This is a genomic window from Maribacter stanieri (assembly GCF_900112245.1).
GTDB classification, from domain to species: domain Bacteria; phylum Bacteroidota; class Bacteroidia; order Flavobacteriales; family Flavobacteriaceae; genus Maribacter; species Maribacter stanieri.
The window spans coordinates 2,127,618-2,144,205 of sequence record NZ_FOYX01000001.1 but is presented as its reverse complement, the minus strand read 5'-3'; the positions used below and the strand labels follow the sequence as shown (position 1 = coordinate 2,144,205).

Genomic DNA, 16,588 nt, shown 5'->3' with positions numbered 1-16,588 from the left:
TGCTATGAAAAAGAAAATTAATATTGGTCGCCCAATATTATCTCAAATATACGTTTTTTATTTAAAAACAAAATGTTTCGCCTTTAGGAGAACATATCTTTTACTTTTTCAAAAAATGACTTATCAGATTTCTCTGGTTTAGGTTCAAAATTATCATTGCCTTGCATTTTCTCAAAGAACTCTCTCTGCTCTTTATTCAATTCTTTAGGCGTCCAAACATTTACATGCACTAATATATCACCAGCACCATATCCGTTTAAACTTGTAATTCCTTTTCCTCTTAGTCTTAATATTTTACCTGACTGAATACCTGGCTCTAGTTTTATACGAACCTTACCACTTACCGCATCGATCTCTTTTGAGGTTCCTAATACAGCTTCTGAAATACTAACATAAAGATCATAATGCAAATTATCACCCTCTCTCTTTAACGTGCTGTGTTCTTGTGTTTCAATAGCTACCAATAAATCTCCAGGCACTCCGTTTCCAGGAGCATCGTTACCTTTATTAGGTACTTTCAACTGCATACCTTCTTCAACACCGGCAGGAATATTAATAGAAACGGTTTCTTCTGCAACTTTAAGACCTTGAGCATCTGCATCACTAGGCTTACCGTCTAAGATTTGACCACTACCGCCACAAGTACTACAAACAGCAGCTGTTTGCATTCTACCAAGAATAGTGTTCTGAATTTTTGTCACCTGTCCTCTACCATTACAAGTAGTACACGTTTTATAGGTAACACCTTCTGCCTGAACCTTTCTTTTTACCTTAACTTTTTTCTCAACACCATTTGCAATCTCCTCAAGTGTCAATGAAACTCTAATACGTAGATTACTTCCTTTAACCCTTCTTTGACCACCGCCACCGCCGAAACCACTAAAGCCTCCAAAGCCGCCACCGCCGCCGAAAATATCACCAAATTGGCTGAAGATATCATCCATATTCATACCGCCGCCGCCAAAACCACCGGAACCGCCTTCAAAAGCACCATGACCAAATTGATCATAACGAGCTTTCTTATCTGGGTCACTTAAGATTTCATACGCCTCAGCAGATTTTTTAAACTGCTCTTCTGCAGAAGTATCTCCCGGATTTTTGTCTGGATGATATTGCAATGCCTTTTTACGGTATGCTTTCTTTATTTCTGCAGCAGTTGCACTTTTACTGATGCCCAATACTTCATAATAATCTTCCTTCATTCCAATCTTTTAATTTCCTACTACAACTTTAGGATGCCTAATTATACGGTCACCCAACTTAAATCCTTTCTCAATGACGTCAATAACCTTACCTTTCATCTTCTTATCTGGAGCCGGTAATTGAGTTATTGCCTCATGAATATCTGCATCGAACACATCGCCAGCATTGACATCTAACATCTCTAACCCTTTATTTTTAAGAGTCTCCCTAAGCTTAACATTGATTAATTCAACACCTTTAAAAGCCTCTTTATCATCTGATTTTGCCAATTCTTTAATAGCTCTATCAAAATCATCTAAGACTGGTAATAAAGAAACGATTACCTCTTGCCCTGCAGTTTTAAACAACTCCATACGCTCTTTAGAAGTACGTCTTTTATAATTCTCAAATTCTGCAAATAGTCTTAAAAACTTATCTTTTTCTTTTGCTAGTTCATCGTTAAGTGTCTCTTCAACCGACATTTCTTCCTCTTCATTTTCATTCTCTAGCTTTTGTTCTTGATCCTCGCTGTCTAATAGCGCATCTTCCAAGAATTCATCATCCAAAGTGTTTTCTTTATTACTCATAATTTATTGTAATTTAAATCGCTGATTAAAAGCAGGCAAAAGTACTGCCAATTCTTTAAAAATGTCAAAATGTCACAAAAGTTTAAAAAAAAATCCGCCGAATGGCGGATTTAATTTCATCTGATCAACAGATATATTTTAATTGACAAATTGCTTTGTCACATTAGTTTTAGATTCTAAACATTCAGCATTATTGTCATATATAGCACCTAAAGCCTGACAAATATTAGCGTATTGGAATATAAAGCCCTCTTCCTCTATCTTTTTACTACTTACTCGCTGGCTAGCAAACAATATATATGCCATTTTACCTAACACAGTATACATTATAAACTTAGGGATATTTGGCAAAAACAAAGGCTGATCTAATGCTTTTGCGATTTCTTTCACCAATTTAGAATTAGTGACAGGATTTGGCCCTACTCCATTATAAGTACCTTTTAATTTATACATTGCAATATGAAGAAATATAGCTGCAAGGTCGGTAACATGAACCCATGATTGCCATTGCTCACCTGAACCGAATGCTGCGCCAACGTAATTTCTGACAGGTTTGGCCATTTCTGGCAAAGCACCACCATCTTTAGACATTACAAGACCAATACGTACTTTGGCAACTGTTAGCCCTAAAGATTTAAATTCATTGATTTTTTTCTCCCATACACTTACAACTTCACCTAAAAAACTATCATCTACCGAATCTTCATTTTCAGTATATAAATTACTTAAAGAATTAGGGTATATACCAATTGCGGAGGCTGAAATAAGAGACTTAACAGAATGGTTTTCATTATTCAAAAGAGTATTCCTCAATAATTCTAATGTATTTACTCTACTATCAATAATCTCTTTCCTATAACTAGGTGTCCATCTCTTAGAAATACTTGCACCTGCCAAGTTAATAATGACCGAAACACCATCAAGACATTTAGCATCAATTTCACCAGCAGTAGGGTTCCAGAAAAACCCTTGGTATTTATCTTCTGAAACAATTTTATTTTTCCGAGTAGTTAGGTAGTTAACGGCGTATCCTTTTTCATGGCATTGAGATACCAACTCGCTACCTACTAAACCCGTTGCACCTGTTATCAATACTTTCATGGACTAAAGATATTATTTTTGATGCTCCCCGATACACTATTTAATTTCGATTTAACATAGTTGCCAAACCTATTGACGTACAAGGCGTTAAAGTTATATTAATACCCGAAATATTATTGCTTTTTTGCTCTTAACATTTCGCGTTTACCAGGAGGTCCAGGTAAGCGCTCCACTAAAAAACCAACTTCTTGCATAGCTCTTCTTACACTACCTTTTGCAGCATAGGTAACTAAATAACCATTACTCTTCATTGCATTGAACATAATTTGAAAAATTTCAACAGTCCATAATTCTGGTTGCACCCTGGCACCAAAAGCGTCAAAATAAATTAAATCATATTCAGCTATTGCACTGATTTCTTTAAAAAGTATCTGTTCTTTTTTTAAATTGAAATTTTCAACTATTTCAACTTTATCGCCCCAAGGAGATATATGCATTAAATCAAAGTCATCTTTTCTAGAAAGTGACTTTAATTCTTCTAAATAATTTAGTTGATTCAGCTCCTCTATTGAGACAGGATAAGCTTCTACACCAGTATAATTAACTTTTAAATTTCGCTTATCAAACTCAATAAGTGTTATAAAGGCATTGAGACCTGTACCAAAACCAATTTCAAGAATATTGATTTCTTGATTTTCGAATAAATCTAATCCAGATTTTATAAAAACATGATAAGCTTCTTGAATAGCACCATGCTTAGAATGGTACTGCTCTTGCCAATCCATAATTTGGATAGTCTTTGAACCATCGCCAGTTGTAATTATTTCTCTTTTCAAATTAATTTGGGACTAAGACTCCAGTTGCTTCAAAACTAAATGTTCTTTTAGGAGCAGTTATTTTTGCTATTTCAATGTCTGTTTTTCCTGTATCTTTTGCATAGTGTTGCTGATCTTCAACACTCATTTCTTCCACAAAAGCCAATCCATTTAAAACAACTTCTTTTTCTAAAATATCTGCAGGCATAAAAAATCCGTAATCCTTAAAGCGAACCATTGCTTGCTCACCTTTAGGTAATTCAACAATCATCCAACAACCTTTTACCTTACAAACTTCTTTTACTTTTGATTTAAATTGAAGATATAAAGAATCTGAAACCGGCATTGATGAAAATGTCTGCCAAACTTCATCCTTATTACTTAATGAAGTAGCTTCAAACTCCTTCCCATAAAATTGAGATGAACTTATTTCAGAATTCTGCTGCGCAAGACATGTGAAAATTCCAAACAAAAAGACAAGTAATATGTTAAATCCTTTCATAAATCCTAAAAATGTTGATTAACCTACAAAACTGATCAATTTAAAACTAAAAAAGAAGGGGTAGTAGGGATATTTGTTTAATTTTAATCAACTAAAGTTACATATTTCATGAGTATTGCAACAAAAGATATCATAGTAGAAAAGGTAAAAACTTCTAAAATTGATCAAGTAGATTTTGATAATCTAGCTTTTGGATCGGTATTTACAGACCATATGTTAGTCTGTACGTATAAAGATGGTGCATGGGAAACTCCCAAGATTACACCTTATCAACCAATTACACTCGACCCTTCATCAAAAATTTTCCATTATGGACAATCCATTTTTGAAGGAATGAAAGCTTATAAGGATAAAAATAATGATGTCTTTTTATTTAGACCATTAGACAACCATAAGCGATTTAACATTTCTGCGGAAAGAATGTGTATACCGCAAATTCCTGAAGATTATTTCATGGAAGGTTTAAATGCATTAATAAATCTTGATAAAGATTTTATACCAACAAAAGATGGTAGTTCATTATATATAAGACCATTTATGTTCGCTTCAGGTAATGGCTTTCATGCATCACCAGCCAACGAATATAAATTCATTATCGCTTGCGCGCCGTCTGGAGCTTATTTTTCAGGAAAAGTAAAAGTACTTATTGAAGAGAAGTATTCTAGATCAGCTAATGGTGGTGTTGGTTACGCTAAAGCCGGTGGTAATTACGCAGGTCAGTTTTACCCAACACAATTAGCTGTTGCAAAAGGATACAATCAGGTAATATGGACAGATGACACCAACCACGAATTTATTGAAGAGGCAGGTGCAATGAACATATTTGTTAGAATCAATGACACTCTTTTAACTGGACCAACTAGTGATCGTATCCTTGATGGTATTACTAGAAAAAGTATTTTGGAAATTGCCAAAGACCTAGGTATTAAAACAGAGGTTAGAAAAATAACTGTAAAAGAAGTTGTTGAGGCGGCAAAAGATGGTTCTTTAAAAGAAATGTTTGGTGCTGGTACAGCTGCAGTAATTTCACCAATTGCAGGATTTGGTTATAGAGACACAGATTATGACTTACCGGAGTTAGAAAATAGTTACGGTCAACTACTTAAGAAAACAATTACAGATATACAGTACAATAAGTCTGAAGACAAATTTGGTTGGAGATATAAATTAAAGGCATAAAAAAGGGGGCAAATTGCCCCCTTTTTTATTTATCTAAAATCACCTCAATATTAGGTTTAGAATAATTAGGCCCTTTTAAAACTTTACCGTCTTCACGGTAAATAGGTTTTCCATCTTCACCAAGCTTACTCATATTGCTACGTTGTATTTCATTGAATACCTCTTCAATTTTATATTGCATACCATGCTCTAGGATTGTACCACATAAAATATACAACATATCACCAAGAGCATCTGCAACTTCTACAAGATCATTGTTTTGAGCAGCCTCTAAATATTCCTTATTCTCCTCATCCATTAAATTAAAACGCAAAGTGTTTTTTGCCTCTCCTAAATCAGCTATCATTTCCTCAGAAACACCTAGTCCAAAAGAATTATGAAATTCTGCTACTGCTTTGATTTTGTTTTTCATCTTTATTATACCGTTTTCCGTTAGCTTTGCGTAAAAATATGAAATATGTTTAGCACCGGACAAATCATTTTTGCAATCGCATTTGCGGTGGTTTTTGCAATAGTAATCGTCATTACTTACAGAAAAGACTTTAAATTACACCAAAAAAATTTCAAAGGCGTTAGATGGATTGGCATATTCTTTACATTATTCCTAATCCTACTCCTTTGTATAAAGTTTTTTCTAAAAGAATAGTTAATTTTTTACCTACACTACAAAAATTAACGTTTTCACAACAAAACACTGAATATCGTCGTTTAATATACCAAATAACGTAATTTTGCGTTATTCATCTATAAGATGTAAAATATTATGACGACATTTCTTACAATTTTTTTAGTATTAGTAGGTATTAACATTGCTTTAGTGGTAGTTAGTTTGTTAAGTGTTTCACAAAAACCGAAGACATCTTCGCAAAAATTATCAGACCAACGACCTACAGCAATTTATCCATTAGATTTACTTACTACGAGCTACAAGAAAGCAGTTTAGTTTATACCTTTATAAGGTATGAAACAATTTCTACTAGTTTTCTTGGGAGGAGGTTTTGGTAGTATATTAAGATACTACATTTCCAAAAACCTCAATGCATATTACTCAAATTTTTATCTAGGTACTTTTCTAGTAAACATTATTGGCTGCCTTTTAATAGGTATACTAATAGGTCTCTCCCTAAAGAACAATTACATTTCCGAAAATCAAACTTTATTATTAGCCACCGGTTTCTGCGGAGGCTTTACTACTTTCTCAACATTCGCATTAGAAAGTAACATTCTATTAAAGGAATCTACACTATTTCAAACATCCCTATATATGGGACTAAGTGTTGCAATTGGAATTCTAGCTATTTCATTGGGACTCTGGATTTGCAAAATGTTATAGAAATAACATTACCCATCTACATTTTTATTTTTATACATTTTTTCAGGTATTTGCCGATTTATTAAACAATCGTCAGATTATTACACAATTTCCTGACGATTATTCTATGATTATAGGCAAATGGTTATTTGGTATTCTCTTAATCCTCAATATTATCTTCTAAAAATAACAATACCCTAAAATTTATAGGGTATATATTATGATACTCATAAAAATATCCATTCAACCCCTATTATTTTTAGGGGGATACTCATATTAACATATATTTGGCAATATCAAAAACTTATTCAAATGAAAAAAATCGAGGCAATTATCAGAAAATCAAAGTTTGACGATGTCAAAGAGGCGTTGCATAACATCGAAGTAAACTTCTTCAGTTACTGGGATGTAACAGGAGTTGGTAATGAAAAAGAAGGTCACGTATATCGTGGTATCTCTTATAGCACTACAGATATTCAACGTAGATACTTAACCATAGTAGTATCTGACGATTTTCTTGAAAAAACAGTGAATGCTATTCTTGAATCTGCATACTCAGGTAATGTAGGTGATGGTAAAATATTTGTTTCAGAAGTAATTGAGGCTTATAGAATAAGAACTAAGGAAGACGGTTTGGCCGGTATCAACTAAATAAAATAACTAACTAAAAACTAAACGAAATGGACGCAGGATTATTTACAGCAAATAACATATGGATGATGTTGGCTACCGCACTGGTATTCTTCATGCATACAGGGTTTGCTTTTTTAGAGATTGGCTTGACCAGACAAAAAAATACAATAAACATATTATTTAAGAACATCTTTATCATTACAGGTGGCTTATTACTTTATTACGCATGGGGCTTTAATTTAATGTATCCAGGCTTTGAAGATGGAGACATAGGGATCTTAAAATTTGCAGGCTTTGGTATTGCTGCCCCAGAAGGCGGAATGACAGCTGAATACGCAGATGGTGGTTACACTTGGTGGACAGATTTTCTTTTTCAAGGAATGTTCGCGGCAACAGCAGCTACCATTGTATCTGGAGCAGTTGCTGAACGTATGAAAATTGGTGCGTTCATGATATTTACAGTAATCTATGTAGGTTTAGTATACCCTATAGTAGGTGCTTGGAAATGGGGTGGCGGATTCTTGGATTCATGGGGATTCTATGATTTTGCAGGTTCAACATTAGTACACTCTGTAGGTGGGTGGGCTGCTTTAGTAGCAATCTTTTTATTAGGCTCTAGAATTGGAAAATTCGGTAAAGATGGTAAACCAAACGCTATACCAGGTCACAGTATACCAATGGCTACTGCAGGTGTATTGATATTATGGTTAGGTTGGTTCGGTTTTAACGGTGGTTCAGTATTATCCGCAGATCCAGAATTGACATCTTTGGTATTGGTTACTACAAGTTTGGCTGCAGCCGCTGGTGGTTTTGGAGCAATGATCACCTCTACTATTCTTTATAAGAACTTAGATTTAACTATGTTCTTAAACGGTATTCTTGGTGGATTGGTAGGTATTACCGCCGGAGCGGATTTAATGTCACCAAACGAAGCCGTAATCATAGGATTCATTGCCGGTATTATCATTGTAGGTGGTGTTGCCTTGGTTGACAAATTAAAATTAGATGACCCTGTAGGTGCTGTAGCAGTTCACTTGATCTGTGGTATCTGGGGAACATTAGTTGTAGGTATCTTCGGTAACCTAGCAAGTGGAGCACAATTCATGACTCAATTATACGGTGTATTGATCGTAGGCGGGTTCTGTATCGTTACATCTGGTTTAATCTTAGGAGTTCTTAAAGCAACAATGGGTCTTAGGGTTTCTAAAGAAGAAGAAGTTGAAGGCTTAGATCTTCATGAGCACGGTATGGATGCTTATGCTGATTTTAGAATGAATCAACACTAAAAAAATACGGAGCGTTTTACAGAACGCTCCGTTACATAACCTTTTCGATATATAAATTTCTCAAAATTAATTCATCCCATAAGGGATTAAATCAAAACTTATGAAAACGATTATTTACACAAAATACGTAAAAAATATTTTTGCAACAGGTCTTATGCTTTTTGCAGCAGCTGGTGTAGTTGCTCAAGAAGAGGAAGAATCTAAAAAAGTTAGTATTAGCGGTTCTGTAGATGCCTATTACCAAACTAACTTAAGTGCTTCTGACACCACTCCACAATCATTTGGTAGCTCATTTGCCAATGAACTAGGTTTTGCTTTAGGTATGGCAAATATAATAGCAACTTATGAAGGTGAAAAAACTGGTGTAGTTGCAGATGTAGTTTTTGGACCTAGAGGCGAAGAAGCAGTTGGCGGGTACAACCTAAACCAACTTTATGCTTACTGGAACGTATCTGAAGGAACTACTTTAACAATGGGTAGATTTAATACATACTTAGGTTATGAAGTTATCTCTCCTGTAGGTAACTTTAACTACAGTACTTCTTATTTATTCTCAAGCGGACCGTTTTCTCATGTTGGTTTAAAAGCTGACTTTGCACTTTCTGATGATTTAAGTTTAATGTTAGCAGTTATGAATGTAACTGATACCAACAATAATTTAACCGGTGCTTACTCCGCTGGTGCTCAATTAGGATACTCAGGGCAATTTCTTAACTTCTACTACGATGGTGGTGAAGCATTAGGATTTGAAATAGATTATACTGGTGGTTTTGATTTATCAGATGAGTTTTTCTTAGGTATTAACGCTGCATATGCAGATAATGAAGGCGAAGGTTTTTCGGGTGCGGCATTATACCCACAATACGCAACATCAGATGATTTTTCAATTGGTTTAAGAGGTGAATATTTCTCAACTAGATCAGACTTAATAGAAGACGATCCAAGTGTTTTAGCTTTGACTTTAACTGGTAGCTACTCTGTAGACAATTTGATTATTAAGCCAGAGATAAGATTAGACTCATGGGGTAACGATGTTGAGCCTTATTTTGATGCAGATGGTGCAGCTTCTAAAAGTTTATCATCTTTCTTGATAGCAGCTATCTACTCTTTCTAAGTTGTTGATATAATTAATTGTTGATTTTATAGTTTAAGTTTAAAAAACTCGGCATTTACTGCCGAGTTTTTTTATTCGCATTATCTAATGCTCAAAAGCTTTTACCCCTACCCTAATTTCAGCATCTACATTATTTACAGCAGGCACTAATGGACAACTAAACTTTTTATTATAAGCACAATATGGATTATATGCTTTATTAAAATCAAGCACAATAGTGTTCCCTTTAGGTATTCTTAAATCTAAATAACGTCCACCACCATATGTTTCCTCCCCATTTGTTGCATCTGTAAATGGCAAGAAAAGATAATCTTTATACTTCTCTTGCGTTATTAATTCAGGTGTTTGGTATATTTCTAATTGATGTTGTTTTCCGTTTAATGTAAATTTTGCAATGCCATAAAGCACTTCAGTTGATTCTCTATCTGTAGTTGTTGGCATTGAAAATGGTAATGCTTCAGGAGTTCTAACAAACTCTGCCTCTATTACATAACTCGTATCTGGTGCATAAAAATCTAAAGTCTCAAAATTTATTCGGAATCGATCTGCCAATGGCGAGGTTTCCGGGTCTTTAAATTCAGCATTCAATTCTTGTTGAAACAGTAAAATATCTGCTAACTTATCTGATGTGGTTATTGATTTTACATCGGGTTTAGCATCATGATATTTCTTTTCTTGTCCACATGAAACAAATACACTCAAAACCATAATTAAAATACATACTCTCATTGCTCTTCGTTTACACTTCAAAAATACAATTTATTCATTGTAAGTTTATTTACTTATAATCGTACTTTCGAGTCAAATACATGCTACTATGAATTTTAGAAATCTTTTACTTGTTATACCATTTTTTCTACTAAACTGCGAACAGAAAAAAACTACTGCAGCAACAGAAATAGCTAAGGAAAATGTTAGAATATTGCCAGAGCTAAACCCAGATAGTTACAACGTTGCTTTTCTAATTATGGATGGCACTTTCAATACAGAATTCACTGCACCTTTTGACATTTTTCAGCATACAAAATTTAGAGAAGGTATAAAGACAATGAACACTTTTACCGTTGCCAATACTTTAGAGCCTATCACTACTTTTGAAGGAGTTCGTATACTACCAGATTTTGACTACACTAAAGATGATTTACCTCAAATAGATATTCTGGTCGTACCAAGCGCAGAGCATTCTATGGATAAAGATTTAAAAGATTCAATAATGCTTAACTTTATAAAAGAGACAGATAAAAACGCATTATACATGACCAGTCATTGCGATGGTGCTTTTCTCTTAGCGAAATCTGGAATTTTAGATTCAGTAGCATCTACCACCTTTCCAAGTGACGTCGAAAATTATAGAAAGATGTTTCCAAATCTCAATATAAAGGATAACATATTATTTGTTCATGACGGTAAATACATAACCTCTGCCGGTGGCGCTAAAAGCTTTGAAGCCGCATTATATTTATGCGAAGTTTTATATGGTAAAGAAATAGCTAAATCTCTTGCCAAAGGATTGGTAATTGATTGGGATTTAAGTAAAGTACCCCATCTTACTGCTCAATAATATCGTATCGGGCCCCTTTTAAATACTTTTCAACGACTTCGTTAAATTCTGGCATAATCCTAAATAGTGCTGTGTGCTCTAATGAATACAGCTCTTGTGTATTCGTATAACCATTCTTTAAAAGCTCTTCGAGATAAAACAGGGCCGTACCGTAATCTTCCATCTTAGAACTAGTAGAAATCACTTTTAAATAAGCATCATACTCCGCAGGCGAAGTAATTGTCTTTATCATATACAATAAGTTTAAAGCTTCCAAATCCAATTCCTCATCAGCAGAAATATAATCTATATTATCAGAAATCAATGCATTAATATAACCCCTAAGTCTTGTTGACATTTGTCGCTCAAATAGTACAGCACTTTTATCCAGCTTATTTAACTCTTCCATCTGAAAGTTCCACCAGCCTAAATTCGCATAATTATATGTAATAATATCTTCCTCTAAATAGTAACTATAATCTTCTTTGGTAAAAGATTCCTTAAGAAAATAACTGTTCTGACTTCTATTTGCTTTTCTAAAACTAGGACTACGTTTTAATATTTTTTGAGATTCTTTCAATGAATCTAATTTCATCAATGGATAAAATACTTTTTCCATATCTGTCATTAAGTAGGCTGCCAATAATGGTTTTTGATTGGACATCAGGGAATTAGATTTTGTCAAAAACTCATTATACGAAACTCGTACCAAACTATCATTACGATTTAAATAACCTTTTGCCATACCAGTTAATGTGAGTATTCTAAAAGCACTTGATATAATATCTTTTTCAGGAAGATTACGCTCATCATCATAAACCAATAATTCATTAGGGAATTTCAATTTATTTAGGATTTGTTTATTAACGTACATAGACCTAAAATTAAAATCGTTTCTATTTACAATACCTATAAATTGAAAAGGTTGTTTAGCGTTTAAAATTTCAACGTTTCCAACAGATGCACCTATTGAAACAACACCTTTTATTTCCTTGACAAAAGTTGGCAAAATAGAAGCGAACATTCCTCCACTACCAAAACCGGCAGTATATGTTCGGTTTTTAGCTGTAGGTATTATTTGAAAAACAGCGTTAAACATTCTATTTGCTACAAGAACATTATTAGATATAGATAATGAATCACTAATATTATTAGAACTAGCCAATACATACCCTTCTTGCTCCGAAGCATTCATAAGCATAGAGACAGCTGCTTTTCCCTTACCATCTAAATCCATGACAAAGACTACGGGCCAAGTCTCATTAACATTAAAATTAGTGGGCAAATAAAGAGAATAAGTCTCGCTTACAGAATCATTAACAATTAAATTCTCTGTAATTGCACCTCTTAAAAGTCTAAGTTCTTGCGAAAGTGCACTGGCCGAGATTAAAATAAAAAGAAAGAGTAGTATTTTTTTCATCAAGTATTTTTCATCAAAAATCTAGCCAAAATTACATTTCAGAATTAGTGTTTTAAAAAATAGTATTAAAGGATATTGATGAAAATCAAAAATCCTATTATAAAGCTAATTAAAAGAATTTTAATATAGTGCTATTTAATCTTATGCATTGGCGCATTAGAAATAACCTGAGAAAGAACAATATGCGTTCTAGTTTCACCGTATTGAATAAGTTGGTCTATAAATTTTTCTAAATGAAATTGATCTTTTAAAACTACCTCCATAACTATATTCTCATTACCAGTAATTCGATAACAATTTATTACCTCTTGCAACGAAGGCACAACCGCTAAAAATGGTTTTAATTTACCCATAAAAGCCCTTAAAGTGATAATTGCTTTTAGCTGATGACCGGTTAAAGCATGAGACACTGTAGCCTTATATCCAAGAATAATACCAAGGTCTTCCATTTTCTTTACTCTCTCCGCTACAGCTGGCGCCGTTAGCCCAACGGTACGCCCAATATTTGCAAAAGATTCCCTAGCATTATCTTGCAATTGTTTTAGTATTTTCCAATTAAGCTCGTCTATCTTTGGATTCAAAAGTTATTGTGTTTAATTATTTGTTATCGAAGGTAAAAATACAAATAACGTTTGTATTCAATAGAAAATTATCAAATAACTAACGTAATTTTATATAACACTAACAATACCCCACACAATGGCATATCGAAGTCTTAAACACTTGCCTATTTATAGAAAAGCATTGGAACTCTGTACAATGAGTAGAGAGATTGCTTCGTACGTTTCATTTAATAAAGATTTAATGCGCCTTTGCGAGTCAAAAAGTCTTCGAGATATAATGGCGAATTCCATATTAACAGATTCAATTTTAATACCTCAAAAAATTGCGCAAGTAGAATATTCGAATTGTAATAATGAGCGCTTAGAAACAATCTCTTATATTAATATTATTATAAGAAACATCAACTCTTATTGCATGGGATTAGAAAAACACGGTGTTAAAGAAACTGAATATATTAATTTACTTAGAAAAGAGATTAAAAGCTTTAGAAAATCTTATAAAGCCTGGAAATCTGAACATTCTTAATTACACTTTTATCTTCCTTAATTAAATAGAATAACTATCATTTTAAGAATTAAGAACTATTTTTGGCATTCAAAATACCAAAAAATTGAAAACAACTATTCTAATTCACTGTCCGGATCAAGCTGGTATTATAAGCACCGTAACCGGATTTATTCATAAAAATATAGGTAACATTGTTTATCTAGATCAACACGTAGACAAACCGGCAAACGTTTTTTTTATGCGAACCGTTGTTGAATTTGCTGATGATTTTTCTGATTTAAATCACTTTAAACATTTATTTCAAGAAGAACTAGCTACTACCTATAGCATGAAATGGAGCCTACATACTGATGATAAATTACCAAAAATGGCAATTTTCGTATCTAAATACAATCATTGTCTTTATGACTTGCTCAGCAGATATCGTTCTGGCGAGTTAGCGGTTGAAATACCTTTTATTCTAAGTAATCACAATGACTTAAAATACATTGCTGATCAATTTAATATTCCATTTTTTCACGTTCCTTTCACTAAAGAGAATAGAACTGAAGCTGAAAAGGAACAATTGACTTTACTTAAAAAATACAACGTTGACTTTATAGTATTGGCAAGGTACATGCAAATTGTTAGCGGAACGCTAATCAATAAATTTCCAAATAAGATAATTAATATCCATCATTCTTTTTTACCCGCATTTGCTGGCGCAAAACCTTATCACGCGGCATTTAAGAGAGGTGTAAAAATCATTGGAGCAACAAGTCATTACGTAACCGAAGAGCTAGATGCAGGTCCTATAATAGAGCAGGATGTTACCACAGTAACACATTCTCATTCTATTGAGGATTTTATTACCAAGGGCAGAGATTTGGAGAAAATCGTATTATCTAGAGGTGTAAAACTTCATATTGCTCGTAAAACTATGGTCTACAACAATAAAACGGTAATATTCTCGTAACATAAATAAACCCCTTATAAATTAAATTATAATGATAAAAAAAATAAGTTTAGCCCTTTGCATGTTCTTAGCTATTTCATGTAATGAATTACAACAAGTAGTAAATCAATTACCTGGATCTACAAATTCAGTTTTAAGTAACGAAGCCATTGCAAACGGACTTAAAGAAGCTCTTGATCAAGGTATTGAAAAGCAGGTTAGTAAATTAACACAAACCGACGGCTTTTATAAAAATGATTTAGTGAAAATTTTATTACCTGAAGATTTACAGAAGGTAGACAAAACATTACGCGATATAGGATTGGGTAATTTAGCAGATGAAGGCTTAAAAGTTTTAAATCGTGCAGCTGAAGATGCAGTATCTGAGGCGACACCTATTTTTGTTAATGCAGTAAAAGAAATGTCTTTTACAGATGCCAAGGATATTCTTTTAGGAAGTAATAATGCGGCTACAACGTATTTAGAAACAAAAACCAATACTGAATTATACGCAAAATTTAATCCGGTAATTAGCAACTCTTTCAAAAAAGTTGGTGCTGATAAAATTTGGAGTTCCATCATTACTAAATACAACGCAATACCACTTACCAATAATATTAATCCAGATTTAACTGATTATGTTACTGAAGAAGCTTTGTCTGGTGTCTATAAAATGATAGCTGTAGAAGAGGAAGATATTAGAACAAAATTATCTTCAAGAACAACAGATGTCCTTAAAAAGGTATTCGCACTTCAAGATAAAAAGTAGATTTTTACAAACAACAACAATATCTTAAAAAGTTATGCGTTAAAAACTAAACAGAACAGTATTAAAGCATTCATTTTCAATTTTTTGAGTTAGTTATTTTTTGAGTTAGTTAGTTAGTTAAAACCGGTGGGAGCATCGGTTTTTTTTGTTTTAACACGAAACTACATACAAGCAGAAACTTGAATTATAGGAATATAATTTTATTAAGCATCAATTCTGTTGTGCTAAATAATCAATTACTTTTTCATTAAAATACCTAGGTTGTTCCACATTAACTACATGACCACAATCTTCAACTACCAAGAGTTCTGAATTTTGATGAAATTTTACAATTTTACGAATACTGGGTAAAAACAAATAATCTTCTTCACCCATTATATATAAGGTTGGTATTTTTATATCTGCCGATCTAAAAAAACGAAGCAAAGGATTTATCTCTGAAGTAAGCTTAAACCATCTAATAAATTCTTTTTGATATAACTTTTTAGCTTCACGAACAAAAAGCAATCTAGACTCTTTATGATTTTTATTTGGCATAATAATAAATGCAAAAAACTTATATAACCATAGATATGGAATAACAGTTTTAAATATAATACCAAGCTTCATTAATATTTGAGAACGCAGATTCAATTTCATAATTGCACCTCCCATAACCATACTCTCTACCCTTTCTGGATAATTCTCCGCTAAATTTCTAATAAGAATAGTACCTAATGAAATACCTACAAAGTGAGATTTTTTGATGTGCTCAAAATCAATTACCTCAACGATATCGTTAGTTATTACATCAAAGGTATATTTATCGTCAAAAACATTTTTTAGACTAGGTTTAGAATTACCATGCCCCCTTAAATCTAAAAGCAATACATTAAAATGTTTTTTGAACTCGCGTATTTGCTTATACCAAATTGACGAGCTGCCACCTGCGCCATGCACAAATGTCACCCATTTAGTAGAAGATTTATGACGATACGTTATATAATGAAGCAATTTATATTCTTCTTTTAAAATTCAGTTAATTTACAATGTATCAATTCTTTTTGATATACCCTTTACGATAAATGGAATTCACCAAAAAAGAGCGGTCTTTTAGATAATCACCTACATAAATGTTAAAAAAAAGACATATTACCTAATAATTAGATGTATGGCTCCACATGTCGACATCCAAAACTTAAATCTGAACGTATATTTGTAAGA

The 16,588-nt window shown here is 33.1% G+C and carries 20 protein-coding genes; 10 read left to right on the top strand and 10 right to left on the bottom strand.

Annotated features, from left to right (window positions below):
• Nucleotides 1-83: 83 nt before the first annotated feature.
• The 5 genes from dnaJ to BM296_RS09245 all read right to left on the bottom strand — a co-directional run bounded on the left by dnaJ (nucleotide 84) and on the right by BM296_RS09245 (nucleotide 4,127).
• Nucleotides 84-1,202: a molecular chaperone DnaJ gene (dnaJ, locus tag BM296_RS09265; protein ID WP_027064337.1), complete on the bottom strand. Its 1,119-nt coding sequence runs from the start codon at nucleotides 1,200-1,202 to the stop codon at nucleotides 84-86.
• 9 nt (nucleotides 1,203-1,211) lie between these two features.
• Complete coding sequence (locus BM296_RS09260) at nucleotides 1,212-1,769, bottom strand: nucleotide exchange factor GrpE (RefSeq protein WP_091902761.1); 558 nt, start codon at nucleotides 1,767-1,769, stop codon at nucleotides 1,212-1,214.
• Nucleotides 1,770-1,907: 138 nt separating this feature from the next.
• Nucleotides 1,908-2,870, bottom strand: a complete 963-nt coding sequence (locus BM296_RS09255; protein WP_091902760.1) for a TIGR01777 family oxidoreductase — start codon at nucleotides 2,868-2,870, stop codon at nucleotides 1,908-1,910.
• A gap of 113 nt (nucleotides 2,871-2,983) precedes the next feature.
• Nucleotides 2,984-3,646, bottom strand: a complete 663-nt coding sequence (mnmD, locus tag BM296_RS09250) for a tRNA (5-methylaminomethyl-2-thiouridine)(34)-methyltransferase MnmC2 (protein WP_091902759.1) — start codon at nucleotides 3,644-3,646, stop codon at nucleotides 2,984-2,986.
• Between the two features lies 1 nt (nucleotide 3,647).
• Nucleotides 3,648-4,127, bottom strand: coding sequence for a DUF4920 domain-containing protein (locus BM296_RS09245; protein ID WP_091902758.1), 480 nt, complete (start codon nucleotides 4,125-4,127; stop codon nucleotides 3,648-3,650).
• Between the two features lie 108 nt (nucleotides 4,128-4,235).
• Between BM296_RS09245 and BM296_RS09240 the strand changes: the two genes are divergently transcribed.
• Nucleotides 4,236-5,306, top strand: a complete 1,071-nt coding sequence (locus BM296_RS09240) for a branched-chain amino acid aminotransferase (protein WP_027064332.1) — start codon at nucleotides 4,236-4,238, stop codon at nucleotides 5,304-5,306.
• Nucleotides 5,307-5,331: 25 nt separating this feature from the next.
• On the opposite strand, the gene BM296_RS09235 is transcribed toward BM296_RS09240, so the two are convergent.
• Nucleotides 5,332-5,718, bottom strand: a complete 387-nt coding sequence (locus BM296_RS09235; protein WP_027064331.1) for a pyrophosphohydrolase domain-containing protein — start codon at nucleotides 5,716-5,718, stop codon at nucleotides 5,332-5,334.
• Nucleotides 5,719-6,069: 351 nt separating this feature from the next.
• On the opposite strand from BM296_RS09235, the gene BM296_RS09225 reads away from it, so the two are divergent.
• The 5 genes from BM296_RS09225 to BM296_RS09205 all read left to right on the top strand — a co-directional run bounded on the left by BM296_RS09225 (nucleotide 6,070) and on the right by BM296_RS09205 (nucleotide 9,651).
• Nucleotides 6,070-6,249, top strand: a complete 180-nt coding sequence (locus BM296_RS09225) for a hypothetical protein (protein WP_027064329.1) — start codon at nucleotides 6,070-6,072, stop codon at nucleotides 6,247-6,249.
• Between the two features lie 18 nt (nucleotides 6,250-6,267).
• Nucleotides 6,268-6,639 carry a fluoride efflux transporter CrcB gene (crcB, locus tag BM296_RS09220; RefSeq protein ID WP_091902757.1) on the top strand — a complete coding sequence of 124 codons (372 nt, stop codon included), beginning with the start codon at nucleotides 6,268-6,270 and terminating at the stop codon, nucleotides 6,637-6,639.
• A 291-nt stretch (nucleotides 6,640-6,930) separates the two neighbouring features.
• Entirely contained in the window at nucleotides 6,931-7,269 is a 339-nt protein-coding gene (locus BM296_RS09215; RefSeq protein ID WP_027064327.1) for a P-II family nitrogen regulator, read from the top strand.
• A gap of 29 nt (nucleotides 7,270-7,298) precedes the next feature.
• The gene (locus BM296_RS09210) at nucleotides 7,299-8,537 is read left to right on the top strand and encodes an ammonium transporter (protein WP_091902756.1); all 1,239 of its coding nucleotides are present in this window, start codon (nucleotides 7,299-7,301) and stop codon (nucleotides 8,535-8,537) included.
• A gap of 100 nt (nucleotides 8,538-8,637) precedes the next feature.
• Nucleotides 8,638-9,651, top strand: a complete 1,014-nt coding sequence (locus BM296_RS09205; protein ID WP_091902755.1) for an outer membrane beta-barrel protein — start codon at nucleotides 8,638-8,640, stop codon at nucleotides 9,649-9,651.
• 84 nt (nucleotides 9,652-9,735) lie between these two features.
• Here the strand turns inward: BM296_RS09205 and BM296_RS09200 are convergent, their stop codons facing one another.
• Nucleotides 9,736-10,380 (bottom strand): DUF1684 domain-containing protein, encoded by a 645-nt coding sequence (locus BM296_RS09200; RefSeq protein WP_091902754.1) that lies wholly within the window; start codon nucleotides 10,378-10,380, stop codon nucleotides 9,736-9,738.
• Nucleotides 10,381-10,468: 88 nt separating this feature from the next.
• On the opposite strand from BM296_RS09200, the gene BM296_RS09195 reads away from it, so the two are divergent.
• Complete coding sequence (locus BM296_RS09195; RefSeq protein WP_091902753.1) at nucleotides 10,469-11,212, top strand: DJ-1/PfpI family protein; 744 nt, start codon at nucleotides 10,469-10,471, stop codon at nucleotides 11,210-11,212.
• Here the strand turns inward: BM296_RS09195 and BM296_RS09190 are convergent.
• Nucleotides 11,199-12,611 (bottom strand): alpha/beta hydrolase family protein, encoded by a 1,413-nt coding sequence (locus tag BM296_RS09190; protein WP_091902752.1) that lies wholly within the window; start codon nucleotides 12,609-12,611, stop codon nucleotides 11,199-11,201. The genes BM296_RS09195 and BM296_RS09190 overlap by 14 nt on opposite strands.
• Before the next feature lie 131 nt (nucleotides 12,612-12,742).
• Nucleotides 12,743-13,192: an Lrp/AsnC family transcriptional regulator gene (locus BM296_RS09185; protein ID WP_027064321.1), complete on the bottom strand. Its 450-nt coding sequence runs from the start codon at nucleotides 13,190-13,192 to the stop codon at nucleotides 12,743-12,745.
• Nucleotides 13,193-13,310: 118 nt separating this feature from the next.
• Here BM296_RS09185 and BM296_RS09180 point away from each other — a divergent pair, with 118 nt between their 5' ends.
• The 3 genes from BM296_RS09180 (at nucleotide 13,311) to BM296_RS09170 (ending at nucleotide 15,385) form a co-directional block, all read left to right on the top strand.
• On the top strand, nucleotides 13,311-13,700 hold the full coding sequence (locus BM296_RS09180; RefSeq protein WP_027064320.1) for a hypothetical protein: 390 nt from the start codon (nucleotides 13,311-13,313) through the stop codon (nucleotides 13,698-13,700).
• 85 nt (nucleotides 13,701-13,785) lie between these two features.
• Complete coding sequence (gene purU, locus BM296_RS09175; protein WP_091902751.1) at nucleotides 13,786-14,637, top strand: formyltetrahydrofolate deformylase; 852 nt, start codon at nucleotides 13,786-13,788, stop codon at nucleotides 14,635-14,637.
• 31 nt (nucleotides 14,638-14,668) lie between these two features.
• Complete coding sequence (locus tag BM296_RS09170) at nucleotides 14,669-15,385, top strand: DUF4197 domain-containing protein (protein ID WP_091902750.1); 717 nt, start codon at nucleotides 14,669-14,671, stop codon at nucleotides 15,383-15,385.
• 210 nt (nucleotides 15,386-15,595) lie between these two features.
• On the opposite strand, the gene BM296_RS09165 is transcribed toward BM296_RS09170, so the two are convergent.
• Nucleotides 15,596-16,378, bottom strand: coding sequence for an alpha/beta fold hydrolase (locus BM296_RS09165; protein WP_027064317.1), 783 nt, complete (start codon nucleotides 16,376-16,378; stop codon nucleotides 15,596-15,598).
• Between the last annotated feature and the right edge of the window lie 210 nt (nucleotides 16,379-16,588).